At 62.7% G+C, this 26,221-nt stretch carries 21 protein-coding genes; 8 read left to right on the plus strand and 13 right to left on the minus strand.

Annotation, left to right across the window (positions count from 1 at the left end; genetic code table 11):
• Nucleotides 1–8: 8 nt before the first annotated feature.
• From recQ to GA0004734_RS13895, 3 genes are all read right to left on the minus strand, one after another.
• Entirely contained in the window at nucleotides 9–1,808 is a 1,800-nt protein-coding gene (recQ, locus tag GA0004734_RS13885) for a DNA helicase RecQ (RefSeq protein WP_245292520.1), read from the minus strand.
• A 414-nt stretch (nucleotides 1,809–2,222) separates the two neighbouring features.
• The gene (gene dnaG, locus GA0004734_RS13890) at nucleotides 2,223–4,274 is read right to left on the minus strand and encodes a DNA primase (protein ID WP_092936304.1); all 2,052 of its coding nucleotides are present in this window, start codon (nucleotides 4,272–4,274) and stop codon (nucleotides 2,223–2,225) included.
• A gap of 144 nt (nucleotides 4,275–4,418) precedes the next feature.
• On the minus strand, nucleotides 4,419–4,877 hold the full coding sequence (locus tag GA0004734_RS13895) for a GatB/YqeY domain-containing protein (RefSeq protein WP_092934585.1): 459 nt from the start codon (nucleotides 4,875–4,877) through the stop codon (nucleotides 4,419–4,421).
• 312 nt (nucleotides 4,878–5,189) lie between these two features.
• On the opposite strand from GA0004734_RS13895, the gene carA reads away from it, so the two are divergent.
• Nucleotides 5,190–6,401 (plus strand): glutamine-hydrolyzing carbamoyl-phosphate synthase small subunit, encoded by a 1,212-nt coding sequence (gene carA, locus GA0004734_RS13900; RefSeq protein ID WP_092936305.1) that lies wholly within the window; start codon nucleotides 5,190–5,192, stop codon nucleotides 6,399–6,401.
• Between the two features lie 197 nt (nucleotides 6,402–6,598).
• Here carA and GA0004734_RS13905 read toward each other — a convergent pair whose 3' ends face one another.
• The 4 genes from GA0004734_RS13905 to GA0004734_RS13920 all read right to left on the minus strand — a co-directional run bounded on the left by GA0004734_RS13905 (nucleotide 6,599) and on the right by GA0004734_RS13920 (nucleotide 12,545).
• The gene (locus GA0004734_RS13905) at nucleotides 6,599–7,996 is read right to left on the minus strand and encodes an MATE family efflux transporter (protein WP_092934587.1); all 1,398 of its coding nucleotides are present in this window, start codon (nucleotides 7,994–7,996) and stop codon (nucleotides 6,599–6,601) included.
• A gap of 153 nt (nucleotides 7,997–8,149) precedes the next feature.
• On the minus strand, nucleotides 8,150–9,391 hold the full coding sequence (locus GA0004734_RS13910; protein WP_092934589.1) for a TCR/Tet family MFS transporter: 1,242 nt from the start codon (nucleotides 9,389–9,391) through the stop codon (nucleotides 8,150–8,152).
• A gap of 221 nt (nucleotides 9,392–9,612) precedes the next feature.
• Nucleotides 9,613–11,526, minus strand: a complete 1,914-nt coding sequence (locus GA0004734_RS13915) for a PhoX family protein (protein ID WP_092934591.1) — start codon at nucleotides 11,524–11,526, stop codon at nucleotides 9,613–9,615.
• A 107-nt stretch (nucleotides 11,527–11,633) separates the two neighbouring features.
• Complete coding sequence (locus GA0004734_RS13920; RefSeq protein ID WP_092934593.1) at nucleotides 11,634–12,545, minus strand: KPN_02809 family neutral zinc metallopeptidase; 912 nt, start codon at nucleotides 12,543–12,545, stop codon at nucleotides 11,634–11,636.
• Nucleotides 12,546–12,810: 265 nt separating this feature from the next.
• Between GA0004734_RS13920 and carB the strand changes: the two genes are divergently transcribed.
• Together carB and GA0004734_RS13935 are read left to right on the plus strand one after the other, a co-directional pair.
• The gene (gene carB / locus GA0004734_RS13925) at nucleotides 12,811–16,296 is read left to right on the plus strand and encodes a carbamoyl-phosphate synthase large subunit (RefSeq protein ID WP_092934595.1); all 3,486 of its coding nucleotides are present in this window, start codon (nucleotides 12,811–12,813) and stop codon (nucleotides 16,294–16,296) included.
• A 256-nt stretch (nucleotides 16,297–16,552) separates the two neighbouring features.
• Nucleotides 16,553–16,744, plus strand: coding sequence for a DUF2283 domain-containing protein (locus tag GA0004734_RS13935; protein ID WP_092934599.1), 192 nt, complete (start codon nucleotides 16,553–16,555; stop codon nucleotides 16,742–16,744).
• Between the two features lie 74 nt (nucleotides 16,745–16,818).
• Here GA0004734_RS13935 and GA0004734_RS13940 read toward each other — a convergent pair whose 3' ends face one another.
• Nucleotides 16,819–17,163: a hypothetical protein gene (locus GA0004734_RS13940; RefSeq protein WP_092934601.1), complete on the minus strand. Its 345-nt coding sequence runs from the start codon at nucleotides 17,161–17,163 to the stop codon at nucleotides 16,819–16,821.
• The gene (locus GA0004734_RS13945; protein ID WP_139056273.1) at nucleotides 17,160–17,480 is read right to left on the minus strand and encodes a hypothetical protein; all 321 of its coding nucleotides are present in this window, start codon (nucleotides 17,478–17,480) and stop codon (nucleotides 17,160–17,162) included. Before GA0004734_RS13945 ends, GA0004734_RS13940 begins: the two co-directional genes overlap by 4 nt.
• Before the next feature lie 237 nt (nucleotides 17,481–17,717).
• Here GA0004734_RS13945 and greA point away from each other — a divergent pair, with 237 nt between their 5' ends.
• Nucleotides 17,718–18,194: a transcription elongation factor GreA gene (gene greA, locus GA0004734_RS13950; RefSeq protein WP_062592294.1), complete on the plus strand. Its 477-nt coding sequence runs from the start codon at nucleotides 17,718–17,720 to the stop codon at nucleotides 18,192–18,194.
• A 148-nt stretch (nucleotides 18,195–18,342) separates the two neighbouring features.
• Nucleotides 18,343–19,416 carry a glycosyltransferase family 4 protein gene (locus tag GA0004734_RS13955; RefSeq protein WP_092934605.1) on the plus strand — a complete coding sequence of 358 codons (1,074 nt, stop codon included), beginning with the start codon at nucleotides 18,343–18,345 and terminating at the stop codon, nucleotides 19,414–19,416.
• 9 nt (nucleotides 19,417–19,425) lie between these two features.
• Here GA0004734_RS13955 and GA0004734_RS13960 read toward each other — a convergent pair whose 3' ends face one another.
• The 4 genes from GA0004734_RS13960 to GA0004734_RS13975 all read right to left on the minus strand — a co-directional run bounded on the left by GA0004734_RS13960 (nucleotide 19,426) and on the right by GA0004734_RS13975 (nucleotide 22,912).
• The gene (locus tag GA0004734_RS13960) at nucleotides 19,426–20,337 is read right to left on the minus strand and encodes a hypothetical protein (protein WP_092934607.1); all 912 of its coding nucleotides are present in this window, start codon (nucleotides 20,335–20,337) and stop codon (nucleotides 19,426–19,428) included.
• Entirely contained in the window at nucleotides 20,338–20,805 is a 468-nt protein-coding gene (locus GA0004734_RS13965) for an Lrp/AsnC family transcriptional regulator (protein ID WP_092936306.1), read from the minus strand.
• A gap of 231 nt (nucleotides 20,806–21,036) precedes the next feature.
• Nucleotides 21,037–22,059 carry a glycosyltransferase gene (locus GA0004734_RS13970; protein WP_092934609.1) on the minus strand — a complete coding sequence of 341 codons (1,023 nt, stop codon included), beginning with the start codon at nucleotides 22,057–22,059 and terminating at the stop codon, nucleotides 21,037–21,039.
• A gap of 10 nt (nucleotides 22,060–22,069) precedes the next feature.
• Nucleotides 22,070–22,912, minus strand: coding sequence for a glycosyltransferase family 2 protein (locus GA0004734_RS13975; RefSeq protein WP_175386362.1), 843 nt, complete (start codon nucleotides 22,910–22,912; stop codon nucleotides 22,070–22,072).
• Nucleotides 22,913–23,271: 359 nt separating this feature from the next.
• Between GA0004734_RS13975 and trxB the strand changes: the two genes are divergently transcribed.
• The 3 genes from trxB (at nucleotide 23,272) to GA0004734_RS13990 (ending at nucleotide 26,216) form a co-directional block, all read left to right on the plus strand.
• Nucleotides 23,272–24,246, plus strand: a complete 975-nt coding sequence (gene trxB / locus GA0004734_RS13980; protein ID WP_092934611.1) for a thioredoxin-disulfide reductase — start codon at nucleotides 23,272–23,274, stop codon at nucleotides 24,244–24,246.
• 111 nt (nucleotides 24,247–24,357) lie between these two features.
• The gene (locus GA0004734_RS13985) at nucleotides 24,358–25,254 is read left to right on the plus strand and encodes a LysR family transcriptional regulator VtlR (protein ID WP_092934613.1); all 897 of its coding nucleotides are present in this window, start codon (nucleotides 24,358–24,360) and stop codon (nucleotides 25,252–25,254) included.
• Between the two features lie 668 nt (nucleotides 25,255–25,922).
• Nucleotides 25,923–26,216: an ArsR/SmtB family transcription factor gene (locus GA0004734_RS13990; protein WP_092934615.1), complete on the plus strand. Its 294-nt coding sequence runs from the start codon at nucleotides 25,923–25,925 to the stop codon at nucleotides 26,214–26,216.
• Nucleotides 26,217–26,221 lie beyond the last annotated feature (5 nt).

A 26,221-nucleotide genomic window follows, 5' to 3' on the forward strand; every position in this document is an offset into this window, starting at 1 on the left:
GGCGGATACTATCCGCGGAATGTCCGGATGACCTCCAGGAACGTCTCGCCGAACCGCTCCTTCTTGCTCTGCCCGATGCCGGGAACATCCAGCAGATCGTCCGCATCATCAGGCCTCATCTTGGCAAGCGCGATCAACGTCGTATCCGGGAAGACGACATAGGGCGGCACGTTCATGCCGCGGGCGATTTCCGCACGCGTCCCCCGGAGCGCCTCGAAGAGTTCAAGATCCGATCCGTCCAGCGCGGCCTTTTCCTTTGCTGCCGGCGAGCGTGCATGTCTGGCGGCCTTGGCAGATGTCGGGCGGTCCTTGCGGAACCGCACGTCCGTTTCCTTCTTGAAGACCGCCCGCGCTGTCGACTCCAGTTTCAAGGCGCCGAACGCGGCGTGATCGACGCTGAGGAAGCCGGCGGCCAGCAACTGCCGCAGGATCGACTGCCAGGTCTTCGCCGCAATCTCCTTGCCCGCCCCGAACACCGGCATATCCGTATGGCCAAACCGCGTCGTCTTCTCGTTCACGGTGCCGGTGAGCACATCGATGACATGACCTGCACCAAAGCGTTCGCCCGTGCGATAGACGGCGGCCAGCGCTTTGATGGCCGCCTCCGTGCCGTCCCATGTCTCCACCGGATTGAGGCAGGTATCGCAGTTGCCGCAGCCGCCGGCATGCCGCTCTCCAAAATGCGCGAGGATCGCCTGCCGCCGGCAGGAGGCCGTCTCGCAGATGCCGAGAAGCGACCCGAGCTTGCCCCGCTCGATGCGCTTGATGTCCTCGGCCGCTCCGCCTTCATCGATCATCTTGCGCCGCTGAATGACGTCGGCCATGCCATAGGCCATCCAGGCCTGAGACGGCTGGCCATCACGCCCGGCGCGCCCTGTCTCCTGGTAATAGGCCTCGACGGAGCCCGGCAGATCGAGATGCGCCACATAGCGCACATCCGGCTTGTCGATCCCCATGCCGAAGGCGACCGTCGCCACGAGGCAGAGGTTTTCCTCCTTCAGGAAGGCGTCCTGGTTCGCGTCACGCACGGCGCGATCCATGCCGGCATGGTAGGCGCGCGCCCGGATGCCCTGCCCATTCAGCCATTCCGCCGTGTCTTCCACCTTCGCACGCGACAGGCAATATACGATGCCGCTCGCCCCCTTGTGCCGCGAGAGGAAACGCAGCAATTGCTGGCGCGGCTGGTCGCGTTCGACGATCTCGTAGGCGATGTTCGGCCGGTCAAAACTCGAGCTGAACACACGCGCATCGGACAGTGCCAGCCGCTCGATGATATCCCCGCGCGTCTGCGGATCGGCCGTCGCCGTCAGCGCCAGACGCGGCACGCCGGGATAGAGCGTCGCAAGCTGCCCGAGCGTGCGATATTCCGGCCGGAAATCATGCCCCCATTGCGATACGCAATGCGCCTCGTCGATCGCGAACAGTGCGATCTCCACCCCCGCCACCATCTCGCGAAACCCATCGGTCACGATCCGCTCCGGCGTGACGTAGAGCAGATCGAGCGTCCCCTCTCGCACGGAACGTCGCACATCGATGAAGTCTTCGCGGGACAGCGACGAGTTCAGCGCCGCCGCCCGAACGCCGAGCGCTTTCAAAGCCTCCACCTGGTCGCGCATCAGCGCGATCAAGGGAGACACGACGATCCCGAGCCCCGAGCGGCACAGCGCCGGCACCTGGAAACAGAGAGACTTACCGGCCCCCGTCGGGAACAGCACCACCGCATCCCCGCCGGAAACCACATGCTCGACCACATCGCCCTGCTGTCCGCGAAAAACGGAATAGCCGTAGACGGATTTCAACACATCCAGCGGCGCCTTGCCGGTTGCTTGAAATGTGGTCGGCCCGGACTCACGCCGTTGTCTGCCCGATGGATCGAGAACCGGATCGAAAGGCGGATCGTTACGTGTCGAGAGAGAAGGCACTTGAGAAGATGTCATAAAAGCCATTCTGCACGATTCCACCAGTCTGCGCGAGGGCGCCGGCTGCCGAACGCCATGAAGACCACAGCAGAGTGCACCTGCTGCCCAGCTGGCGTGACTTAAGAGAATACAGAAAGAGAGACGAAAGAAAAGCAATTTGTTCTTGATTTGTTCAGAATATGAATTAGGCTTGACTCATGAACGAAACGCGCCTCTTCGCGCAGACCAGAGCGCATCGCGTGTTGGAAGCCATCAACCGGAGCCGGGACAAGGAGCAGCGGAATGACCTCTACAGTCCATCCGTCATTTGGCACCCGGCCCTTTGACCCGTCCGGAGAGCACGCCGAATCCTTCAATAATCGCCTCCTGGTTCTCCAGGCGCTCCACTTCGTTCTGCACCTCTTCCAGATTGCGCAGAACAAGGCTTGCCAGGTCGTCGTCGCCATCTTCCGTCGCCCGTGCGAGATCGCGCTCCAGCTCGCGACGCTGCCAGAGAAGCGCTTTCGTACGCTTGTGCAGCGCCAGAGCCTGTCGATAACCCTCCAGCGCATCGGCAGGGTCGGCCGCCTGCGTGGCGATCCAGAGGCGGGCGAAGCGAACCTGCTGGTCGAGCATGGCAAGCAGCCCGGCAAAACCGGCGGCCTCCAGGTTTTCGACCAGCATTTCCCGGGTCAGCCGCGGCCCCTTGGCGGCCGCCGCGTTCAGCACCTGCGACCAGAGGCGCTGAAGCTCCTTGCTCTCGTAGTCGATCACCGAGATCTCGTCATACTCGGCAAACAGCACGTCGGGATGATTGACGATCGTCAGGGCCAGCACGCTTTCCTTCAGCGGGGGCAGCGACTGCACGCCGGAGACGATCGAGGACCGCGCCAGCCGGTCGGATACGCCCGAAAGACTGCGCATCGGCGCCGATTCCTTGCCGAAACCGACGCGACCGCCGGATCGGCCACCGCCTTGCCCACCGCTCCTTTGTCCGCCACCGGACAGGAAGCCGCTCGTCCCTCCGCCGCGCCCATGGTTTCCGCCCTGAAAGGCGCCGCCTTGAAAGCCGGAGCGCTGCGGCCCACGCAGATAGGTATTGAGCCGGTCGCGCATCGCCTGCCCGTAGTGCCGGCGAACGCTCTCGTCGCCGATCACGCCGACGACCTGCTTCAGCTTCGCCTCGAGCTCCGCCCGCCTTTCCGGCGTCTCGAAGCTTCCCGACTGAATCTCCCGGGTCCAGACCATTTCGGAAAGGGATCGCGCCGCCACCAGGACGCGGTCAAACGGCGCACGCCCCTCTTCCCGCACGAGATCGTCGGGGTCCTTGCCGTCCGGCAGCAGCGCGAACCGCACGGAGCGACCGGGCTTCAGGTGCGGCAGTGCCAGATCGACGGCGCGATTGGCAGCCCGGATACCGGCGCCGTCACCATCGAAGCAGAGGATCGGCTCCTGCGTCAGCTTCCAGAGAAGCTCCAGCTGGTTCTCGGTCAGCGCCGTTCCAAGCGGCGCCACCGCGTTCTCGATTCCCGCCTGATGGAGAGCGATGACGTCCATATAGCCTTCGACGGCGATGATCGTGTCGTTGCCATCCGCGCCCCCCAGCGTCCGGCGGGCGCGGGCAAAATTATAGAGCACGTTGCCCTTGTGAAAGAGCTCGGTCTCGTTGGAATTCAGGTATTTTGCCGGCGCATCGGGCGACATGGCCCGCCCGCCGAATGCGATCACCTTCTCACGCGACGACAGGATCGGAAACATGATCCGGTCGCGAAAACGGTCATAGGATACCGCGATGTCGGGACCGTGCACCACGAGACCGCAGGCCTCGATCTGCTCGCGCGGAATGCCCTTGTTGGCAAGGTGCTCCTTCAAGGCATTGCGGCTTTCCGGCGCGTAACCGAGCCGGAACGTCTCGATCGTCCGCCCCGTCAGGCCCCGGTCACGCAGATAGGCCCGCGCACGCGCGCCGTTCGCCGTCTGAAGTTGATCCTGAAAGAATTGCGTCGCCATTTCCATGACGTCCTGCAGGGTCGAACGCTCCCTGTCGCGCTTCTCCGCTTCCACATCCGGCTGCGGCATCGCAACACCGGCGAGATCGGCGATCTGCTGCACGGCCTCGGGAAAGCTCATCCCGTCGAGTTCGTTCAGAAACCGGAAATGATCGCCGGAAACACCGCAGCCGAAGCAGTGATAGCGCCCCTTCCGATCTTCGCAGTGGAAGCTCGGCGACTTCTCTCCGTGAAAGGGACAGCAGGCCCAATAGTCGCCCTTGGACGCGTTGGTCTTCTTCCGGTCCCAGGTCACGCGCTTGCCGATCACGTCCGAAATCGGAACGCGATCCTTGATCTCTTCGAGAAAGGTCGGGGAAAAACGCATGCGCCCGATATAGTCGCTTGCGCGCCGCACCGCTACAGCGCGCAACATCCCTCACCGCTATCCACAGGCAAGACACTCGCGGGCGGGGAAAACGAAGCCGGCAGCCGTGTCATCGACCGCCGGACATCGCGCAAACGCGCGACGTCAGGCGCCCGACAGAAGGCCCTTCAGCACGCCGGATGCCTTGGCGAAATCCATCTGGCCGGCATGCCGCTCCTTCAGGATCGCCATGACCTTGCCCATGTCCTTCGGCCCCGTTGCCTCAGCATCGGCAATCGCGGCCGCAACGACCTCCTTCACCCGCGCTTCGGAGAACTGCTCCGGCTGGAAGTCGGCGATGATGGCGATTTCCTCGCGCTCATGGGTCGCCAGTTCCGGCCGGCCCGCATCCTCGTAGACCTTCGCCGATTCTTCGCGCTGCTTGACCATTTTCGCAAGGATCTGCAGCAGTTCGTCATCGGTCGTTTCCGGCTTGCCGACGCCGCGATTGGCGATATCGCGGTCCTTCAGCGCGGCCTGCACCAGTCGCAGCGTGGAAACCCGGCGGGCATCCTTGGCTTTCATGGCCGTCTTCAGGGCATCGTTGATCGTGTCGCGCAGCATGGGTATCTCCCTCGTCTCTTGTGGGTGTGTCGTCCTGGCGGCCCTCATAGACCATCGGCAAGGCCGCAACAAACAGCTTCGTCATCAAATGGGATGGCCGGCGACCTGTTGCGAGCGGCGCTGCGCGGGACCGCATTATTCAGCGGATTTCCATTGGCAGTGGTTGACCGCGCGCAACCGCGCGCTTATGTCGGGGACCTGCACCAAGAGAGACCCGAATTGCGACCCGCGCCCGCATGCGCCGGGCGGCACCGGGTGCTGAGAAGCTTGGCGACCCGGTGGCCCGATCTTCCGCCGCCTCGCCGCAACGGGATGACGCCGATGACCGCTCCATGGACCATTGAAACCGCAACCGCCATGCTCGTCCTGGCGGACGGCACCGTGATCGAAGGCAAGGGCATCGGGGCGACCGGCGCCGTTCCTGCCGAAGTCTGTTTCAACACGGCCCTCACCGGCTACCAGGAAATCCTGACCGACCCGTCCTATCTCGGCCAGATCGTCACCTTCACCTTCCCCCATATCGGCAATGTCGGTGCCAATGACGAAGACATCGAGGACCTGACGCCGGCTGCCCGCCACGGCGCGGTCGGCGTCATCTTCAAGGCCGATATCACCAACCCCTCCAACTACCGGGCCGTGCGCCATCTCGACGCCTGGCTGAAGGCCCGCGGGATCGTTGGCATGTGCGGCATCGACACGCGCGCTCTGACCGCCTGGATCCGTGAGAACGGCGCGCCGAACGCCGTCATCGCCCATGATGCCAATGGGCAGTTCGACATCGACGCGCTAAAGGCGATGGCGAAGGACTGGAGCGGCCTCGAAGGCCTCGACCTGGCCAAGGTCGCGACCTCCGGTCAGTCCTCTGTCTGGAGCGAAAAGCCCTGGGTCTGGAACGAAGGCGCCAGCGAACTGACAGCGGATGCGGCGAAGTACCATGTCGTCTGCATCGACTACGGTGTGAAGCGCAACATCCTGCGCCTCTTCACCGGGCTCGACTGCAAGGTGACGGTCGTCCCGGCGACGGCGAACAAGGACGATATCCTCGCGCTCAACCCGGATGGCGTCTTCCTCTCGAACGGCCCGGGAGATCCGGCAGCGACCGGGGAATATGCCGTGCCTGTCATCCGCGAACTGATCGAAACCGACATCCCGGTCTTCGGCATCTGCCTCGGCCATCAGATGCTGGGCCTTGCGCTCGGCGGCAAGACCGAAAAGATGCACCAGGGCCATCACGGCGCCAACCATCCGGTGAAGGACCATACGACCGGCAAGGTCGAAATCGTCTCGATGAACCACGGCTTCGCGGTCGACTCGGCCTCGCTCCCGGCCGGCGTCGAGGAGACCCACGTCTCCTTGTTCGATGGTACCAATTGCGGCCTGCGCCTCTCCGGTAAGCCGGTCTTCTCCGTCCAGCATCACCCGGAAGCCTTTCCCGGCCCGCAGGACAGCCACTACCTCTTCCGCCGTTTCGTCAACCTGCTGCGCGAGAAGAAGGGCGAGGTCGCTCTGGCGGAACGCGCCTGATGGGCTGACGCAGGCTGAGCCGCCGGATCACCGCCGGTCAGCTTGCCAGCAGCCGGCTTCGAGAACGGGACCTCGGCGCGGATCGATGCCGCAGTTGACGGTCCGCGCCTGCCCGATGCGCGCCGGCGTTATCCCCACCGTCTGAGATGAAGTCCTGTCGGAACCCGCCCGAACCTGCGAGGCAGGCCCGAACTCTCCTAGGCCGGTTCGCTCAATTTGCGAACAATGCGGAAGAACCGCGCGTTCAGCAGCACGGCTGCGGCAAGCAGGCCGAGCGAGAAGCCGTACCAGACGCCCTGCCCGCCGAAGCCAAGCGGAAAGGCGAAGATCCAGGCGGAAAAGAAGCCGATCGGCCAGTAGGAGATCAGCGCCAGCACCATCGGCACCGTCGTATCCTTCAATCCGCGAAGCATGCCGGCGGCAATGGCCTGCAGGCCATCGACGAGCTGGAAGGCGCCAGCAATGACGATCAGCGGGCCGGCATAGGCCAGCACAAGCGCTGCATCCGTCCGGGTGGTGTCGAGATAGAGTGCGGCGAGTGCGTAAGGTATGACGGCAAACAGCGTCGAGCCGAGGGCGGCACAGATGATGCCGAGCGCGAGTGCCGAGATGCCGGCTTTTCGCACACCTTCCATGTCGCCGCGGCCATAGGCAAGCCCGACGCGAACGGTCGCAGCCTGGGCAAGTCCGAGCGGAATCATGAAGGCGATGGAGGCAAATTGCAGGGCGATGCCGTGGGCGGCCAGTTCCACGGTGCCGATCGTGCCCATGAGCAGCGACGCAACAGTGAAGAGGCTGACTTCGGCGAGAATCGTTAGGGCGATCGGCAGGCCCAGCAGCACGACTTCCTTCAGCGCATGCCAGTCCGGATTCCAGAACCGTACGAAGAGTTCGAAGCCGCGCAGTTCCGCGTGTCGCTGGATGTAGACGATGGCGAGCACGAGGCCGAGGATGGCGACCGCCAGTGCCGCCCAGGCCGCTCCGACCATGCCGAGCGCCGGAAAGCCGAAATGGCCATAGATCAGCAGGTAGCAGAAGCCGGCATTGAGAACGAGCGTGATCAGGGTGATGTAGAGAATGATCCCCGCGCGCTCCAGTCCGCTGAGGAAGGCGCGCAACACCATGAAGACCAGGCTCGGAAAGACAGCCCATTGTGCGACATGCAGATAGCCGGCGGCCTTCGCGGCCACCTCCGGCTGCTGTCCGGCAAAGAGCAGGATCGGCTCGGCTGCCCACAGGATCGGTGCGGTGAGGACGCCATAGATCAGCACCGCCCACATGCCCATGCGAACGGAACGCCGCGTCGAGACGACGTCACCACGCCCCACAGCCTGCGCCACCATCGGCACGACCGCGTTGGAAAAGCCGGATCCGAACACGAAAATGGTGAAGAACATCTGCGTCGCGAGGATGATGGAGGCAAGTTCCGTCGCACCCAGCTTTCCCACCATCACGACATCCGTGGTGTTGATGGCCAGCTGCGCGATCTGCGCGGCCACGAAAGGCACGCCGAGAATGACGCTTCCACGGAAATGTGCAGCCCAGGAATTGTCCCCACGGATATCCCCCGCAGCGGGGTGCGTTGACGTCAGCATAATCGAGAAGCCTCTGGTCCGTCGCGGCCGGAATGGGCTCACGCGACGTGTCGCTCATAGCGCGAATGGCTGCAAACCTCCAGCAAAAGGCAGGTCATGCTAACAATTTCATCGAAACATCACACGGATTGATCGTTTTCGAAGCAGTTCCGGTCAGATCCGCGGAAGTTCGTCCGAGGCCCCGTTCGGTCTCAGGCGCGTCACGTAGAGGAAAACGGCGGCGGCGATGAGGACGGCGGAGAGGATGTAGGGTGCACCGGCAAAGGTCACCGGCGCATCCGGCGCCGTGAACCGGCTGAAGAGATGCGCGAAGACCAGCGGCCCGAGGATGGTCGTGAAGGAAGAGATGCTGGAAAGCGCGCCCTGCAGTTCACCCTGCGCGGAAGGCGGTACTTTGGCAGCCGCGATCGAGCGCAGCGGCGGATCGGCAAGCGCCTCCAGGCACGTGGACGCGATCACGGCATAGACCATCCAGCCTTGAAAGGCGAAGGCATAGCCGAAAAGCCCGACGCAGCAGAAGGCCAAGCCGACCGCGCCGGCGCGCCATTCGCCGAGCACGGGAATGACGCGCGGCAGGATGAACGCCATCACGATTGCGCTGCAGATCCCGAAGACGCCGAGCGACAGACCGATCTGCCCCTCGCTCCAGCCATAGCGATAGGTGGCGACGAAGGACCAGACCGCAGGATAGACCGCATGGGCCTGCCAATAGAGGAAGAACACCAGCAGGACCCAGCCGATACCGGGATAGTTGCGCATCTGGCGAAGCGCGCCGAGCGGATTGGCCCGCCGCCACTCGAACCGCCGGCGATGCTTGCGCTCCAGAGTCTCCGGCAGCAGGAAGAAGGCGATAACGAAGTTGACGAAGGAGAGCAGCGCCGCGCCGTAGAACGGCACGCGTGGGCCAAACTCTCCGAGGGCGCCACCGATGACTGGCCCCAGGGCAAAGCCTGTACCGAAGGCGATGCCGATCAGGCCGAAATTCTTGGCGCGATTGCTGTCGTCGGAAACGTCGGCAATAAAAGCGGACGCGGTGGAAAAGCTGGCACCGGAAATGCCGGCGAGGATGCGCCCGACGAACAGCATGCCGAAGCTGGTGGCCAGCGCGCAGATCAGATTGTCGATGGCGAATGTCAGTACCGATGCGAGAAGCACGGGGCGGCGTCCGAACCTGTCGGAAAGATTGCCGATCAGCGGGGCAAACAGAAACTGCATGCCGGAATAGACGAGCAAGAGCCATCCGCCGTCGATGGCCGTGCCGCTGACCGTATCTCCCGTCAGTTCCGCAAGGAAGGCCGGCAGCACCGGCATGATGATCGCGATGCCGATGACGTCGAGGAAGAGAATCATGAAGACGAGAAAAAGCCCCCGTCTCGCAGCAGCCGGATCGATCATGCCAAACCTCCCCACTCCCGCACCGCGCGTCTGAAAACGCGAGGCCTTGCCGCCAACCGTCCAACTCCGGCGGGCTCGGTCTGCTTCTTGCTCCTGTAAAGGCAAGCGGGAGGTGAGGCAACGACCATTGTCGACGCAATCCTCACCTCTCGTGCCGGCGGGGGAAAGAGAAGATAACCAGGCCCGTGAGACGGCCGGGTCATCCAGCAACGATATACGTATCAGGCGCCGACGGCACCGTCCTCGATCTTGCGGATCGCGACTACGGACGGCCGGGGCAGCGTGCCCTTGAAGTCCGGCCAGAGGGTTTCGGCCTTGTCCAGTGTTTCGGCATCCTCCGCCGGATGCTGCACGGAGACGAACAGCGTCTTGCCATCGGGCGTGAAGCAAGGACCGGTCGCCTCCGCACCGGCGGGACAGGTAAAGAGCAGCTTCGGCAGACCGCGGGCCGGACCTTCGGTATCAATACCGTAGATCCCGTCCGGCAGGCCGAAATCGTTGGCGCCGTCCGTCGCGACCCAGAGCCGGCCGGAGGGGTCGAAGGTGATGTTGTCGGGACAGACGAACCAGCCGTTTTCGGAGGTTTCCGGGTGGAAGCTCGCCTTCGTCGCCGCATCGGCCGGATTGCCCGCGAGAACGAACAGGTCCCATTCATAGATGTCGCCCGTATGGTCTGCGTCTTTACCGCGTCCGCCAGGCGGGATCAGCTCGACGATATGCCCCCAGAGGTTTTCCGGCCGGGTGTTGGCGGGATTCAGCTTGTCCTGCGCGCGCTTCTTGTTCTTGGTCATGACGGCATAGACACGACCCGTGACCGGGTTGGTCTCCATGTCTTCCGGCCGGTCCATTGGCGTCGCCCCGACCGCGTCTGCGGCAAGCCGCGTTTTGAGCAGCACCTCCGCCTGGGAGGCAAAGCCGTTTTCAGCGGTCAGCGGCCCCTGCCCGTGCACCAGCGGCAGCCAGTGCAGCGTACCGTCAGGATCGAAGCGCGCGACGGACAGGATGCCATCGTCCAGAATGTCCTTCGCCGTTTCCGGCTTTGCCGGGTCGAAGGCCGCCTTCGTGACGAAACGATAGGTGTATTCGAAATAGTCGTCATCGCCCATGTAGACGACGATCCGGCCGTCCTTGTTGTGCACGACTGTGGAGGCCTCGTGGCTCATGCGGCCGAGCGCCGTGCGCTTGATCGGCGTGGAGGACGGATCGTAAGGGTCGATCTCGACCACCCAGTCGAAACGGTTCGGTTCGTTGGGCTCTTTGGTCATATCGAAGCGATCATGGAAGCGGGCGCGGCCATAGATATCGGAACCATCGAAGCCGTAGCGCTCCAGCACCGGCGCGATCGCCGACCCCTCGGGCTTGCCACCAAACGTATCGGAAGCACCCTCCTCGCAGGTCAGCACCGTGCCCCAGGGGGTGACGCCGCCGCCGCAATTGTAGTTGGTGCCGCGCGCAAGGCGACCCGCAGGGTCGTCTTTGGTCTTGACGAGATCATGGCCCGCGACGGGGCCGGACAGCGCCATCGGGGTCTCCACCGTCAGGCGGCGATTGTACATGCTGTCCTGAACCATGGCCCAGGCACCGTTCTCCATCTTCACCTCGACGATGGAGTGGCCCATGGCAGCCATGCCGAAATCGACCTGCTCCCGCGTCATCTTCGCACCGGCATCGTCCTCGGTCATGCCGGGAAAGATCACGTTCGGGGAGATGTATTCATTGTTGACGCAAAGGAGGCCATGATCGGCGCTGGTGGAACCCTTGGGCAATGGCATGAAGGCGATGTAGTCACAATTATAGCCGAAACGCACCTGTTGCTCGGCGGCGGACGGCACGGTTCCGTCAAAGGCGGATGTGGCGCCGGTCAGCGGGTCGCCCCAGCGCGCGACCAGGTCGGCCCTGTAGCCGGGCGCAACCGCCATGTCCTTGTCGTAGACACGCTTCAACTCGGTGAACTGCAAGGTAGACGAGGACGAAGCCGCGAAGCTCTCCTCTGAAAACAGCGATCCGACGAAGCCGGTGCCGGTCGCCGCGATGGTGCCCATCGCCGTAAAGCCCTTGAGAAAGCTGCGACGCGAGGCACGCGCCGCGATGATGTCGCGGATAACGGGCGATGATGTGCTGGGACAGTCTGCCATGAGAAGCGCTCCTGATGCGTTGGAATGCGCCTGGATTAGCGACCGCTCATGACATGGAAGAGACAGCGAACACGCGGGCAGGTGAAACGGCCCGCGTGCCGTGTTGATCAGACAGGATTGTTGAACGTATCGCAGGCCTGAAGCTGCCCGCTATCGAAGCCGCGCTTGAACCACGTTGCGCGCTGCTGAGAGGTGCCGTGGTTGAAGCTTTCCGGCACGACATAGCCCTGTGTCCGCTTCTGCAGCGTATCGTCGCCGATCTGGGTCGCGGCATTGAGCGCCTCTTCGAGGTCACCCTGCTCCAGCAGGCCCTTCTGCTGCGTATACTTGCCCCAGATGCCGGCGTAGCAGTCGGCCTGAAGCTCGGTCCGCACGGAAAGCTCGTTGGACGAAGCCTCGTCCATTCCCTGACGCTGCTCGTTCACCTGCGGCAGCGTGCCGAGCAGGTTCTGTACGTGATGCCCCACCTCATGCGCAACGACATAGGCCTGCGCGAAATCGCCGGAGGCCTCGAAACGCTGAGAAAGCTCATCAAAGAAGGAGGTGTCGAGATAGACCTTCTGGTCGCCCGGGCAGTAGAACGGCCCCGAGGCAGACGAGGCCTGGCCGCAGGCCGACTGCACGCCGCCCGTGAAGAACACCAGCGTCGGCTCGCGATAGGTCTGGCCGTTCGACTGGAAGATACCGTTCCACGTATCCTCCGTCTCGGCGAGAACCGTGCGGATGAAAGCCTTGGTTTCCTCCTGCTCGGCCGTGCCCTGCGTGCTGCTCTGGCTTTGCTCGTAACCGGACTGCCCCGTCTGGCCGCCATCGAGAACCTGCAGCAGGTCGATGCCCATCGCCTTGAAGATGAAATAGATGACCACGAGGAAGATGATGGTGCCGATGCTCAAGCCGCCCCCGCGTCCGCCGCCCATCGGAATGCGGAAACCCCCACCGCGGCCGAAACCGCCCCGTACTGGCCCGGAGCCGCTCCGATCCTCGACATTGCTCGACTGGCGACGGCCCTTCCATTCCATGGCGGTTCACTCCCTTGGTTCGGTATCACAGATGGATCCGATATAACGCATGCCGGGCGAAAGGGTATCCCCGGCGCCGAATGCGTTTGCCAGCACTTTTCGGCCCGCATTTTCCTGTTGTGATCGCGATTTCGGGGTTTCGCTCCGGCCGCCATTTCCCTATAAGCCCCTTCTAGCCTTAAAGACGTGAGACTGCACGACCGGCCGATGGACACCCGCCATCGGAGCCGGCTTTTCGCGCAGCCTGAAAAGCGGAACCGAGACCATGCCCAAGCGCCAAGATATCAAGTCCATCCTCATCATCGGCGCTGGACCGATCGTCATTGGCCAGGCATGCGAGTTCGATTATTCCGGGACACAGGCCTGCAAGGCGCTGAAGGAAGAAGGGTTCCGGGTCATTCTGGTCAACTCCAATCCGGCGACCATCATGACGGATCCCGGTCTTGCGGACGCGACCTATGTCGAGCCGATCACCCCGGAAGTGGTGGCCAAGATCATCGCCAAGGAGCGCCCGGATGCGCTGCTGCCCACCATGGGCGGCCAGACGGCGCTGAACACCGCGCTCTCCCTGAAAAGAATGGGCGTTCTCGACCGCTACAATGTCGAGATGATCGGCGCGAAGCCCGCAGCTATCGACATGGCCGAAGACCGCGCGCTCTTTCGCGAGGCCATGGCCCGCATCGGACTGGAAACGCCGAGGTCGATGCTAGCGAACGCCACCGACATCAAGGACGCCGACCGCAAGATGCATGAGGCCGAGCGCAACAAGCTGAAGGAAAGCCTGTCGGGCGCCGATCTCGATACCGCGCTGGATGCGCTCGAGAATCAGTGGAACCTCGGCGAGACCGACCGCAAGCAGCGCTATATGAGCCACGCGATGGCGATCGCCGCGCAGGCGATCGACCAGATCGGCCTCCCCACCATCATCCGCCCGTCCTTCACGCTTGGCGGCACCGGCGGCGGCATCGCCTATAACCGCTCGGAATTCTTCGAGATCGTCTCCTCCGGCCTCGATGCCTCGCCCACCACCGAAGTGCTGATCGAGGAATCGGTGCTCGGCTGGAAGGAATACGAGATGGAAGTCGTGCGCGACACGGCCGACAACTGCATTATCATCTGCTCGATCGAGAATATCGACCCGATGGGCGTCCACACCGGCGACAGCATCACCGTTGCCCCTGCACTGACCTTGACCGACAAGGAATACCAGATCATGCGCAACGCCTCGATCGCGGTGCTGCGCGAGATCGGCGTCGAAACCGGCGGCTCGAACGTGCAGTTCGCCGTCAACCCCAAGGACGGTCGTCTCGTCGTCATCGAGATGAACCCGCGCGTTTCCCGTTCGTCGGCGCTGGCTTCCAAGGCGACCGGCTTCCCGATCGCCAAGATCGCCGCCAAGCTCGCCGTCGGCTACACGCTGGACGAGCTTGAGAACGATATCACCGGCGGCGCGACGCCGGCCTCGTTCGAACCGTCCATCGACTATGTGGTGACGAAGATCCCGCGCTTCGCCTTCGAGAAGTTCCCGGGCGCTTCGCCCGTTCTGACCACCGCCATGAAGTCCGTCGGCGAGGTCATGGCCATCGGCCGCACCTTCGCCGAATCGCTTCAGAAGGCCCTGCGCGGCATGGAAACGGGGCTCACCGGCCTTGACGAGATCGAGATCCCCGGCCTCGACGACGGCAGCGACGGCCGCAATGCCATCCGCGCCGCCATCGGCACGCCGACGCCCGACCGCCTGCGCATGGTCGCACAGGCGCTGCGCCTCGGCATGTCGGAAGCCGACGTGCATGACGGCTCGAAGATCGACCCGTGGTTCATCGCCCAGCTCAAGGCCATCGTGGACATGGAATCCCGCATTCGCGAGCACGGCCTGCCGGATGATGCCGAGAACCTGCGCATGCTGAAGGCCATGGGTTTTTCGGATGCCCGCCTCGCCACCCTCTCGGGCAAGCGCCCGAAGGAAGTCGCCGAAAAGCGCAACGCCCTTGACGTTCGCCCGGTCTACAAGCGCATCGACACTTGTGCTGCCGAGTTCGCATCGCCCACCGCCTATATGTATTCGACCTACGAGACACCCTTCGTCGGCAAGGCCCGCAGCGAAGCCGGGATCTCCGACCGCAAGAAGGTCGTCATCCTTGGCGGCGGCCCGAACCGCATCGGACAGGGCATCGAGTTCGATTACTGCTGCTGCCACGCAGCCTTCGCGCTGAAGGATGCGGGCTTCGAAGCGATCATGATCAACTGCAACCCGGAAACGGTTTCCACCGATTACGACACGTCCGACCGGCTCTATTTCGAGCCGCTGACGGCCGAAGACGTGATCGAGATCCTGAAGATGGAGCAGACGCGCGGCGAACTCGTCGGCGTCATCGTGCAGTTCGGCGGCCAGACCCCGCTGAAACTTGCCGAAGCCCTGGAAAAGAACGGCATTCCGATCCTCGGCACGGCACCCGACATGATCGACCTAGCCGAAGACCGCGACCGCTTCCAGAAGCTTCTGATGAAGCTCGACCTCAACCAGCCCAATAACGGCATCGCCTACTCCGTCGAGCAGGCCCGCCTCGTTGCTTCCGAGATCGGCTTCCCGCTGGTCGTGCGCCCGTCCTATGTTCTGGGCGGCCGCGCCATGCAGATCATCCACTCGGAAAGCATGTTGCAGACCTACCTGCTCGATACCGTTCCGGAACTCGTGCCGGAGGACATCAAGCAGCGCTATCCCAACGACAAGACGGGCCAGATCAACACGCTGCTCGGCAAGAACCCGCTTCTTTTCGACAGCTATCTGGCAAACGCCATCGAAGTCGATGTGGACTGCATCTCGGATGGCAAGGACGTCTACGTCGCCGGGATCATGGAGCACATTGAGGAGGCCGGCATCCATTCGGGTGACAGCGCCTGCTCCCTGCCCCCGCGCACCCTGTCCAACGACATGCTGGACGAGCTTGAGCGGCAGGCGAAAGCCATGGCGAAAGCGCTGAACGTCGGCGGCCTGATGAACGTGCAGTTCGCCATCAAGGACGGCGTGGTCTACGTGCTCGAAGTCAACCCGCGTGCCTCACGCACGGTGCCTTTCGTCGCCAAGACGATCGGGGCGCCAATCGCCAAGATCGCCGCCCGCGTCATGGCCGGGGAGACGCTCGACCAGTGCTTCGCAGCCTATGGCGGCAAGCCCGACCCGCGCGCGCTGAAGCATATCGCCGTCAAGGAAGCCGTCTTCCCCTTCGCCCGCTTCCCCGGCGTAGACATCCTGCTTGGACCGGAAATGCGCTCGACGGGCGAAGTCATCGGCCTTGATACCGATTTCGCACTCGCTTTTGCCAAGGCGCAGCTCGGCGCCGGCGTCGATCTACCGCGCGAAGGCACGGTTTTCGTCTCTGTTCGCGACGGAGACAAGGACGGCGTCCTCCCGGCCATCCGCATCCTGACGGATATCGGCTTCAAGGTGCTGGCAACTGGCGGTACCGCCCGTTTCCTCGAAGCCAACGGCATCGCGACGACCAAGATCAACAAGGTTCAGGAAGGCCGTCCGCATATCGAGGACGCCATTCGCAACCGTCAGGTCCAGCTCGTCATCAACACGACCGACAGCAACAAGGCAATCTCGGATTCCAAGTCCCTCCGCCGCGCCACGTTGATGCAGAAGGTCCCCTACTTCACCACGATGGCCGGTGCCGAAGCAGCGGCTGCCGCGATCAAGGCGCTGAAGGCCGGCAATCTGGAAGTCCGGCCGCTCCAGAGCTATTTCTGACAATGGAAAAGCCGGTCCGCTACACGATGCATGCGGAAACGGTTATCCTGCAGCGAGAGTTGTCCAAAGACTGGATCGAAGAAACCATACGGACGCCGGAATGGACGGAACCGGATCCCCGCGATCCGGCCGTCCGACGGTGTTTTCGAGCGATCCCCATGCGAGACGGGCGGATTCTCCGCGTCGCATGCGTTGAAGACGACGTTGAATGTCGTGTAGTGTCTGCGTTCCTCGATCGCGATGCAAGGAAACCGGCATGAAGCCCATTGTTGAATATGACAGGTCGTCCGACGCGGCCTACATCCGGCTCTCAAGCGAAATCGTCACGGAAAGTGCGGAGGTCTCCGAGGGAATCGTTCTGGATTACGACGATCAGGGCCGCATTGTCGGGATGGAAGTTCTCAACGCCCGTTCGCATCTCTCCTCGTCGCTTCTCGACGTCGCCTGACAACGCGAGCGGTTGCGTCACGCCAAAGGCGTCGCGCGGCACTTTGTTCTTCTCCCGACCAAATGGAAACGACCTTAGACCTGTGTCGGCCTGATCGTCCCGACAGAGACCGTACCCTGTACCACCCCACGCTCACCCTCGTGTCCGAAGGCGGGGCTGACTGGCTCCTCGATGACCGTATAGAGCTTTTCGTTCCGGAAGACGCTGGCCATCCGCGTGTCCGTGCCTTCGGCCGGTTTGGCGTCGATCTCGGTGAAGTCCAATTCCGCTTCGGCTGCCACGATGCGAGCGTCGGCCGGCGACTCGGCCCGCACGACGATCTCTCCCTGGCTCGGTGCGTTGCTCCAGCCCGGATCGCCCGGTTCGGCCAAGGGAACCAGCCGGTAGAGCCGAAGCTGGCGGATATCGTTCTGGGTCATGATGGGTCTCCTTTTTCAGTTCTGGATGCAGCCAATCGCGTGGCGGCAAGCGCCTCCGCCCGTGTCAAAGCCGTCATGATGATGGAGCGGATCTCGTCGTCGGCAAGGCGCTGGCCTGCAAAGCCCTCGTCTGAGACCACGCCAGGATCCTCTTCATGGTCCGCGACGATCTCGGTATCGCGTGCCATCGTTTCGAGCAGTGCACGTCCGTCGGCATCGCGGGCGACATGCGTCATGAGGCCGATCAGGAGGCGCCTGTAGGCGTTCAGGCGTCCATCGATCTGATCACGGGATTGCTCGGGAAATTCGGGGTTCATCGACATGCTCCATGTTGTCGGTCGGAACTGTCTCATGCGCCGCTTGGTTCCTGTGAACGCCGGACAAGTCCATGGCCCATCGACATTCTTCGAAACATCTGGCTTCCCACCGGACGTTTCTGCTATAGTTATTGCCTTGATGTTTTGAACGGTTCCGGAGTTGACGCTCCGGATGCCGTTTTATTTTGCTTCGGGCCTGCCTGCGCAGGCCCGGGGCGCACCATGAAGGACGTTGAAATGGTCGAAAAAGTACCGATGACGCAGAGCGGCTTTGCCAAGCTGCAGGAAGAGCTGCGCTGGCGCCAGCAGGAAGAGCGGCCGCGGATCATCGAGGCGATTGCCGAAGCGCGCGCCCATGGCGACCTTTCGGAAAATGCCGAATACCACGCCGCCAAGGAAGCGCAGAGCCACAACGAAGGCCGTATCGGTGAGGTCGAAGACTACGTCGCCCGCGCTGAAGTGATCGACCTTTCGAAGATGTCCGGCTCCAAGATCAAGTTCGGCGCCACCGTCAAGCTGATCGACGAAGACACGGAAGAAAACAAGACCTACCAGATCGTCGGCGACCAGGAAGCCGACGTGAAGCAGGGCCGTATTTCCATCTCCTCGCCCATCGCCCGCGCGCTGATCGGCAAGGAAGTCGGCGATTCGATCGAGGTCGTCGCCCCGGGCGGCTCGAAGGCCTACGAAATCCTCGCGATCAACTGGGGTTGATCCTGAACGTACACTGCAACGGCTCCCGACTCACGTTGGGGGCCGTTGTGCTTCCGGTGGCAGGAAACCGCGACCGGCGTGAATGCGTGGTGGATGACCTGTACCCGCGCGTGACGGATCGCTGCAGTTCCTTTATCCTCACACCATCATGAGCAGGTTTCTGGACATCCGCACCGTCGATATCATCGCTCCGAATTTCAAGAAGCGGCTTTCCGGCGTCACCTCGACCATTGTGCAACTCGTGCCGGTGCAGACCCGCATGGGCGAGCGCATCGCGACGCTCGGCCCCGGCCTGCCGGAAGACCTGCCCGCAATCCGTTTTCGCGATCTTGTCCATCTACGACGTCCGCCGGAAGGCTGCACGGCACGCATCTGGCATGCCCGCCGAAACCTCGAAATGCTCCCGGGGATTTTTCTGCGCGATGTGTTGCGCCTGCCGCTGAAGCTGCTGTTCACCTCCGCCGCACAGCGCAGGCATTCGCGGTGGACCAAGGGACTGATCCGGCGCATGGACGCCGTCGTGGCCACATCGGCCCGCTCCGGCAGCTTTCTGGACGTGCCCCACACCGTCATCCGCCATGGCGTCGATCTCGACCGCTTTCACCCTCCTGCGACCGGCGGACGCGAACCCGCACCGGACGGTCTTGCCGGCCGCCGGCTCGTCGGCTGTTTCGGGCGCGTGCGACCGCAGAAGGGCACCGATCTTTTCGTCGAGTCAATGATCGCGCTGCTGCCGGATCATCCCGAATGGACCGCCGTGATCTGCGGCCGCGTGACCCCCGAGCACGAGACATTCGCCTCCGGCCTGAAAACCTCCATCGCCGACGCCGGCCTGTCCGACCGCATCCGGTTTCTCGGCGAGGTCAATGACATCAAGCCGTGGTACCGTCGCGTCTCGCTGCTGGTCGCCCCCTCGCGCAACGAAGGCTTCGGCCTGACGCCGCTCGAAGCCATGGCCTCGGGTGCCGCCGTCGTTGCCTCCGATGCCGGCGCCTATGCCGAGATGATTCGCCCCGGCGAAACCGGTGCGGTCGTGCCCGCCGGCGACGGAGAGGCCCTCACGACGGCACTCCGCCTCTACCTCCAGGCCCCTGCCCGCGCGACGGCCCATGGCCAGTCCGGCCTTGCCCATGTCCGCGCCGAGTTTGGCATCGAACGTGAGGCGAAAGCGCTGTCGAAGGTTTACGATGGATTGCTGGGCAGAGACGTCCCGCCCGTTTGAACCCAGCCCTCAGCGCGAACCGGTGAGCCTGTTGCTGTAGGGAATACCGATTTTCTGTAGTGCCGACGAAGGCGAGTAGTTGACGAAGGTCGATCCCCGCGCCTCGCCGACCGTCTTTGCAAGCCGCATATGTCCAAGGATTCGTCCCTCGGCTTCCGACACGCCCGAAAAGACTGTCTCACCGTGCGTCTCGTAGAACCGCGGCTGTGCCGCATTGGCAATGTCGATGCCGATAAAGCCGATGATCCGGGGGCGGCAGATCAGCGCAAACTGAAGCGCCGACACCGCCACGCTCCCCCCCTGAAAGACCCCCAAAGCCGGGTCGAGCGACACACCGGAGCGGCTTGGTGCATCCACGGTGACCGCCGGCATGCGGGACACGGCGGCAAGATCCCGCCGGTTCTCGCCATAGGGCTTTAGCAGATTGTCGATGAGGATGACGGGCCTCTCGATCAGCCAGTCGGGGTCGTGCTCCAGAATTGCCCGGATAACGGCGACGGAAAACAGGCAAAGAATGCTCGGGTCGAGACCGGCCATGAAAGCCTGAAAATGCCGATAGACGAAACGTTCATCCTCGACGACGAAGCCAAGCGGCCGGGCGATCCGCTCCGGAACGAGCGCGATGGCCCCGTTGAGGAGAAGCGTGCTGCGGTTGGCGAGCGCGCCGAGATCGGCATCGCGAACGGACGGCCCGGAGCCGACGATGGTGATGTCGCTGCCTGCAAGGTCCGACAGCGCAGACGGCGGCAACAGCGTACCGGCCGGGCGATTGCGGAAGAGGATCGTTTTCTCCAGGCCGTAGGGTGCCGGCTCGATGCGCAGCGATGGCGCCCAGTCATAAGCGTGGGCGCGACGACGGCCGTAGGCGAGCGTGGCGGCCAGTTTCCAGATCCGGCGGCGAAGCGGTCGATCGGAAGCCATTCAGATATCCACCAGCCCGACCTTCTTGACCGGGCGGATCGTCAGCATTGTCCGGACTGTGTCCACCTGCTCGTTCGCCGTCAGGTCCTCGATCACGAAATTCTGGAAGGTCGTGAGGTTTTCGGCAACGCAATGAAGGAGGAAATCGCTGTCTCCATTGACGAGCCACGCCTGCCGGACGAGGGGCCAGGCCGTGGTCGCAGCCGAGAAGGCTTTCAGATTGGCGTCCGATTGATGCTTCAGGCCCACCATGCAGAAGGCGACTAGATCGAGGCCCAGCATCGGGCCGTTCAGCACCGTGCGATAACCCTCGATGATCCCCGTTTCCTCCAGCCGCCGGACGCGGCGCAGACAGGGCGGCGCGGAAATGCCGACCCGGGCGGCAAGCTCTACATTCGTGATCCGTCCATCGGCTTGAAGTTCGCGGAGGATTTTGATGTCGATCTGATCGAGATCGGCGCGCAGCACGGGAGTGACCACCTCTTCTTCGCCTGCACAGCGCGGCACCGTTTCTGGCGCGCTTGGAACGCTGCAGGATATGACGCTGTCACGCGAGAGACACGATGGCCTGTTTGGCCCGGGCACCGACGCGCTGCAGACCCTTCGGGTTCTGCATCATCGTCCCGCTTGGAGCAAGAAGATTTATAAGCGGCCGACGCGGAGTCCCGAGTCCACGCTCACCGCGACAGCGGCCGCGCTTCACTTGCGACGGCTGAAAAGATCGATATAAGCCGCCGCCGTCGCCTCTTCCGAGAACTGCCGCATCAGGGTCGCACGCCCGCCCTCCCCGAGATCGCGGGCAAGAACCGGATCGGCGAGGATCCGCGCGATCGCATCGGCAAACTGGCCCGCATTGTCGATCTCGGCAAACAGCCCGTTCTCGCCGTCCTGCATGAACCAGGACGGACCTTCCGAGCGCGAAGACACCACGGGCCGCTTCTGTGCCCACGCCTCAAGGATGACATTGCCCAGTGGCTCGTGCGACGACGGCATCACGAAGACGTCGGCTGCGGCGACATAGGCCCGCGTATCCTTCTGCCAGCCGAGAAACCGGGTGCGCCCCTGCATGCCGCGTTCCAGCGCAAGCGCTTCGAGCGCCGGACGCTCCTCGCCATCGCCCGCGATCCAGAGGAAGACGTCAGGCAGCTTCGCGACGGCATCGATAAGGGTGTGGAAGCCCTTGCGCCTGACGAAACGCCCCATCGTCATCACCACAGGCACGCCCTCCGGCGTATTGACCGTACTGCGCAGCACGGGCTGCACCGGCTCCGTCGTGGTGAAGTTGGAGATGACCTCGACGCCGCGTGTCCAGCCGATCCGACGCACATGATCTGCAATGCCCGGCGTGTTGCAGACGAGCGCATCCGTGTTCTTGAAATAGCCGAGATGTGTCGGGTAGTCGCCCAGCCGGGACAGCGTAAGGCCGTGGCGGTAACGCGGCATCAGCCGGCTACCCCGCGTTGCCCAGGACATGATGGCGTCCGGTCGTTCCCGCTCTGCAAGCCACTGAACCCGCAAAGGCAGTGTCAGCCTGTCGAGCGACATATTGCGGAAATTGCTTTGGATGATCCGGGCATGGGGCGCGATATCCACGCGCCATTTTCGATCTCGCCGAATGACCGCCGTCTGCTCGACGCCGCGACGCCCGAGGGCACCGACGAGGTGCACGAAAAACATCTCGGCTCCCCCATCCTTTCCGAAGTGGAAGTGGAAAACTTTCATGATGCTGGGATTACCTGTTCTGCGAATCGTCGAGATTGGCGCGGGTGCGAAGAGCGTGCCGCTGGTGGAGCTTTGCCTGGGTCAGGAAGGAATAGACCGCACCGGTCATGGCCTCGATGAAGCCGGAGGTGCCGCAGCGCCAGAGGCCGGTCTTCAGGTAAAGCCGGAGAAAATAGATCGGGGGCGAGAAAACCAGACTGAGCGCCTTCGGGCGCCGGCCGGTATTGTAGGCCTGATCGGCCTTCAGCGTGGAGTAATGATTTTCCTTGAGAATCTGCTCGTCCATCGGCAGCGGACGGTAGTGCAGCAGGCTGCCGGTCTGCGCATTGCGCACGGTGCCATCCGCCGAGATCCCCTCATGCACCGCCTGACTGAGATCGTAGGCGCCCTTGCCGCGCCGAACGAGCCGCAGGTTCTTGCGCTCGCGGACATGCAGAGGCGTGAACCCATGGCCGATGAGGCACGGCCGCCTTGCGACCCTCCAGGCGACCACCTCGGGCTCCGCATTCAGAAGCCTCGGCAAGTCTGCGCGAAGCGGCCCGTCCAGCCGCTCGTCGGAATCGACGTTCAGGCACCAGGGCTGCGTGCACTGGTCGAGCGCGAACTGTTTCTGCCCGGCATAGCCCCGCCATGCCTCCTCGAAGAGGCGGATGGGCCAGCCTGCGGCGATGTAGCGGCGGATGAGCGGCAGGGTGCCGTCGGTCGAACCGGAATCAACGATGACGATCTCTGCACATCCGGCAAGACTCTCGATGCAGTTCTCGAGATAGGCTTCCTCGTTCTTGCAGATGATGAACACAGAAAGGGCAAGAGGCGCCGCCTTGGGGGTAAGTTCTATTCTGCTGTGCATCATGTCTCGACCATCGACGGCTTCCGGCGTAGGGATCGAGACACATGATCAGCGCCCCGGACCGGTAACGCACGCTAAAAGAAAATGATCTAAATTACTAATGTTTAATTATTTGTCGATCGGACGCCTTGGCATTGGCTGTCTCGGCACCCTTCGGCCCGCTTGCCCCGCGGATGCGCCTGATCCGCGCCGGAGGGCCGAAAAGCCGGTACCGTCGACAATCAAATGTGGTATTCCTGTGAGGCGCACTTGAAACTGCTTGACCCTCATACCTACACTGAGCACTTCTGCCGTTATCAAAATCGCCCGTTTCGCGCGCATGTTCCGGAAACCGGGCTTGAGACCGCGCCCAAGGATACGCCATGACGTCCCGCCACACGAAACTCCTTATCATCGGCTCCGGCCCGGCCGGCTACACCGCCGCTATCTACGCCGCCCGCGCCATGCTGAACCCCGTTCTCATCGCCGGCATGGAACAGGGCGGCCAGCTGATGATCACCACGGATGTTGAAAACTATCCGGGCTTCGGCGATCCGATCCAAGGCCCGTGGTTGATGGAGCAGATGCTGAAGCAGGCCGTGCATGTCGGCACGGAGATCGTCAGCGACCTCGTGACGTCCGTGGACGTCTCGGTCCGCCCGTTCCGCCTGACGACCGATAGCGGCACCGCCTGGACCGCCGATACCATCGTTATCGCCACCGGCGCCAAGGCGAAGTGGCTCGGGATCGAGACGGAGGAGACATTCAAGGGCTTCGGCGTCTCCGCCTGCGCGACCTGCGACGGCTTCTTCTACCGCAACAAGGACGTCATCGTCGTCGGTGGCGGCAACTCGGCCGTCGAGGAAGCGCTCTATCTGTCGAACCTCGCGAAAACCGTGACCGTCGTGCACCGCCGCGACCACTTCCGGGCCGAACGCATTCTGCAAGAGCGCCTGTTCGCCAAGCCGAACGTGAAGATCGTCTGGGACCACGAGATCGCCGCCTATACCGGCACGCCACCGAAGCCGCCTATGCCGGCCTCCGTCACCGGCGTCACTCTACGCAACACGCGCACGGGCGAGATGTCGGAGATGCCGATCGACGGCGTCTTCGTGGCCATCGGCCACGCGCCGGCAACCGAACTTTTCAAGGGAAAGCTGCGTCTGAAGCCGAACGGCTACCTCTGGACGGCACCCGATTCGACGGCAACGGATGTCGAGGGCGTGTATGCCGCCGGCGATGTGACCGACGATATCTACCGGCAGGCGATCACGGCGGCAGGAATGGGCTGCATGGCCGCGCTGGAAGCCGAGAAATTTCTGGCGGGTCATATGCCCGTCGCAATTGCAGCCGAGTAGACGCTGCGAGAGAACGAGGCATCACTGATGGTGCCATGTGGGAACGAAAGAAGCGCCGGATGAGGGGAAGCAGCACCGCTTTCCCTTGCGGGCGTTGAGTGGGGGGACGGAATGCCGCTTGACTGGGATAAACTGCGCATCTTCCATGCGGCGGCGGAAGCAGGTTCCTTTACCCATGCGGCCGACAAGCTGCATCTGTCCCAGTCAGCCATCAGCCGGCAGGTCTCCTCACTGGAGCAGGATGTCGGCATCAAGCTCTTTCACCGTCATGCCCGCGGCCTGATCCTCACCGAACAGGGCGAGATCCTGTATCGCACTGCGCATGAAGTGCTGATGAAGCTGGAAAGCGTGAAGGTCCTCCTGACGGAAACGACCGACAAGCCGTCCGGCAAGCTGCGCATCACCACCACCGTCGGCCTCGGCCAAGGCTGGCTGACGGATAAGGTGCAGGAGTTTCTGGCGCTGTATCCCGATATGTCGGTCCAGCTCATCCTCGACAACGAGGAACTCGACGTGAACATGCGCCACGCCGATTGCGCCATCCGCCTTCGTCAGCCGCAGCAGTCGGATCTGATCCAGCGCAAGCTGTTCACGGTGCACATGCACCTTTACGCCGCCCCCTCCTACATCAACAAGCATGGCGAGCCGCAGTCTATCGAGGACCTCGACAACCACCGTATCATCACCTTCGGCGAGCCGGCGCCGAACTATCTTCTCGACGTGAACTGGCTGGCGATTGCGGGACGAGAGAGCGACAATCCACGCACTTCGCACCTGCAGATCAACAGTCAGACCTCCATCAAGCGTGCTTGTCTGCTCGGCATCGGCATTGCCATGATGCCGGACTACATCGTCGGGCGCGATCCTGGCCTGATCCAGTTGCCCATCGGCGCCGATATCCCGTCATTCGATACGTATTTCTGCTATCCCGATGAGTTGAAAAATGCGGCGAAGCTGAAGGTCTTCCGGGACTTCATCGTCTCCAAGGCGCGCAACTGGAACTTCTAGCCGCGCGTTTTAGAAGTGCCGAAATTTCAGCCACCCAAAGTCCCTATCTCAACATCCTGTTAATGTTACGCTTATTCGGCAACGGCATATCGCTGAGAGGAGCTATGCATTTAGTTTGCTTGAAACTTAAGCAGAGATGCGCCTTGTGCATGGCTGATGTGCATATAAATTGATTGCTGGCCGCCTAAGAAACGATCATACCGACCATAGCTGATGCATCTTTGGTGGCGATTTTCCTCCCAGTGCCACCGCAGCAGCTGTTCCCCTCTGGAGGTTGAATAACCTTCATAATTTAAAAGGGCCCAAGTTTACTTGGCGCCCTCTTTTTTTGTCCGGATTTTGCTCTGCCACACGCGCAGCGCCCTCGACGTCTGCTCTAAAAATTCTCACCGAAATCGCAATGCGAATGTTGAATTCGTCACAGTCCTTTCCCATATAAAATTCAGCTGATGCACTTGGTGATCATTTTTCCCTCCCAGTATCACCGCACCAGCTGTTCCCCTCTGGAGGTTATCCAACCTTCACATCTCAAGGACCTCGGTTTGACCGCAGGTCCTTTTTTTTGCCCGCTTCCCAAATTCTCTCCCGCCGATCTTGTAAATCGTATTTAGACGATCCACATATCGGGAGAAGACAATTTAGAAATCGCCATCGTGCGATGGGCTGATATGGACCTGACCGAAATTCTCAAGGCGCTGGCGCATCCCAAGCGGGTGGAGATTCTGACCAAGCTGAAGGATCCCCACGCGCATTTTTCGTCTCAGGCGCACCCCGTCGAGATGGGCGTCTGCGCCAGCCAGTTCGAGACGGTCGGCCTGTCGCAATCCACCGTATCGGCGCATCTTGCCATCCTTCAGCGCGCAGACCTGGTGACGACCCGACGCGTCGGCCAGTGGATCTTCTACAAGCGCAACGAAGACACCATTCAGGCGTTCCTTGCCGAAATCGGCACAGCCCTCTGAAGCTT

It is taken from the genome of Rhizobium sp. 9140 (assembly GCF_900067135.1).
Taxonomy (GTDB): Bacteria; Pseudomonadota; Alphaproteobacteria; order Rhizobiales; family Rhizobiaceae; genus Ferranicluibacter.

What these genes read in the sequence shown, in the direction of transcription:
- dnaG (WP_092936304.1), bottom strand. Translation starts at nt 4,274, where the DNA reads ATGCGTTTTTCCCCGACCTTTCTCGAAGAGATCAAGGATCGCGTTCCG.
- GA0004734_RS13895 (WP_092934585.1), bottom strand. Translation starts at nt 4,877, where the DNA reads ATGCTGCGCGACACGATCAACGATGCCCTGAAGACGGCCATGAAAGCC.
- carA (WP_092936305.1), top strand. Translation starts at nt 5,190, where the DNA reads ATGACGCCGATGACCGCTCCATGGACCATTGAAACCGCAACCGCCATG.
- GA0004734_RS13905 (WP_092934587.1), bottom strand. Translation starts at nt 7,996, where the DNA reads ATGCTGACGTCAACGCACCCCGCTGCGGGGGATATCCGTGGGGACAAT.
- GA0004734_RS13910 (WP_092934589.1), bottom strand. Translation starts at nt 9,391, where the DNA reads ATGATCGATCCGGCTGCTGCGAGACGGGGGCTTTTTCTCGTCTTCATG.
- GA0004734_RS13915 (WP_092934591.1), bottom strand. Translation starts at nt 11,526, where the DNA reads ATGGCAGACTGTCCCAGCACATCATCGCCCGTTATCCGCGACATCATC.
- GA0004734_RS13920 (WP_092934593.1), bottom strand. Translation starts at nt 12,545, where the DNA reads ATGGAATGGAAGGGCCGTCGCCAGTCGAGCAATGTCGAGGATCGGAGC.
- carB (WP_092934595.1), top strand. Translation starts at nt 12,811, where the DNA reads ATGCCCAAGCGCCAAGATATCAAGTCCATCCTCATCATCGGCGCTGGA.
- GA0004734_RS13935 (WP_092934599.1), top strand. Translation starts at nt 16,553, where the DNA reads ATGAAGCCCATTGTTGAATATGACAGGTCGTCCGACGCGGCCTACATC.
- GA0004734_RS13940 (WP_092934601.1), bottom strand. Translation starts at nt 17,163, where the DNA reads ATGACCCAGAACGATATCCGCCAGCTTCGGCTCTACCGGCTGGTTCCC.
- GA0004734_RS13945 (WP_139056273.1), bottom strand. Translation starts at nt 17,480, where the DNA reads ATGAACCCCGAATTTCCCGAGCAATCCCGTGATCAGATCGATGGACGC.
- greA (WP_062592294.1), top strand. Translation starts at nt 17,718, where the DNA reads ATGGTCGAAAAAGTACCGATGACGCAGAGCGGCTTTGCCAAGCTGCAG.
- GA0004734_RS13955 (WP_092934605.1), top strand. Translation starts at nt 18,343, where the DNA reads ATGAGCAGGTTTCTGGACATCCGCACCGTCGATATCATCGCTCCGAAT.
- GA0004734_RS13960 (WP_092934607.1), bottom strand. Translation starts at nt 20,337, where the DNA reads ATGGCTTCCGATCGACCGCTTCGCCGCCGGATCTGGAAACTGGCCGCC.
- GA0004734_RS13970 (WP_092934609.1), bottom strand. Translation starts at nt 22,059, where the DNA reads ATGAAAGTTTTCCACTTCCACTTCGGAAAGGATGGGGGAGCCGAGATG.
- GA0004734_RS13975 (WP_175386362.1), bottom strand. Translation starts at nt 22,912, where the DNA reads ATGATGCACAGCAGAATAGAACTTACCCCCAAGGCGGCGCCTCTTGCC.
- trxB (WP_092934611.1), top strand. Translation starts at nt 23,272, where the DNA reads ATGACGTCCCGCCACACGAAACTCCTTATCATCGGCTCCGGCCCGGCC.
- GA0004734_RS13985 (WP_092934613.1), top strand. Translation starts at nt 24,358, where the DNA reads ATGCCGCTTGACTGGGATAAACTGCGCATCTTCCATGCGGCGGCGGAA.
- GA0004734_RS13990 (WP_092934615.1), top strand. Translation starts at nt 25,923, where the DNA reads ATGGACCTGACCGAAATTCTCAAGGCGCTGGCGCATCCCAAGCGGGTG.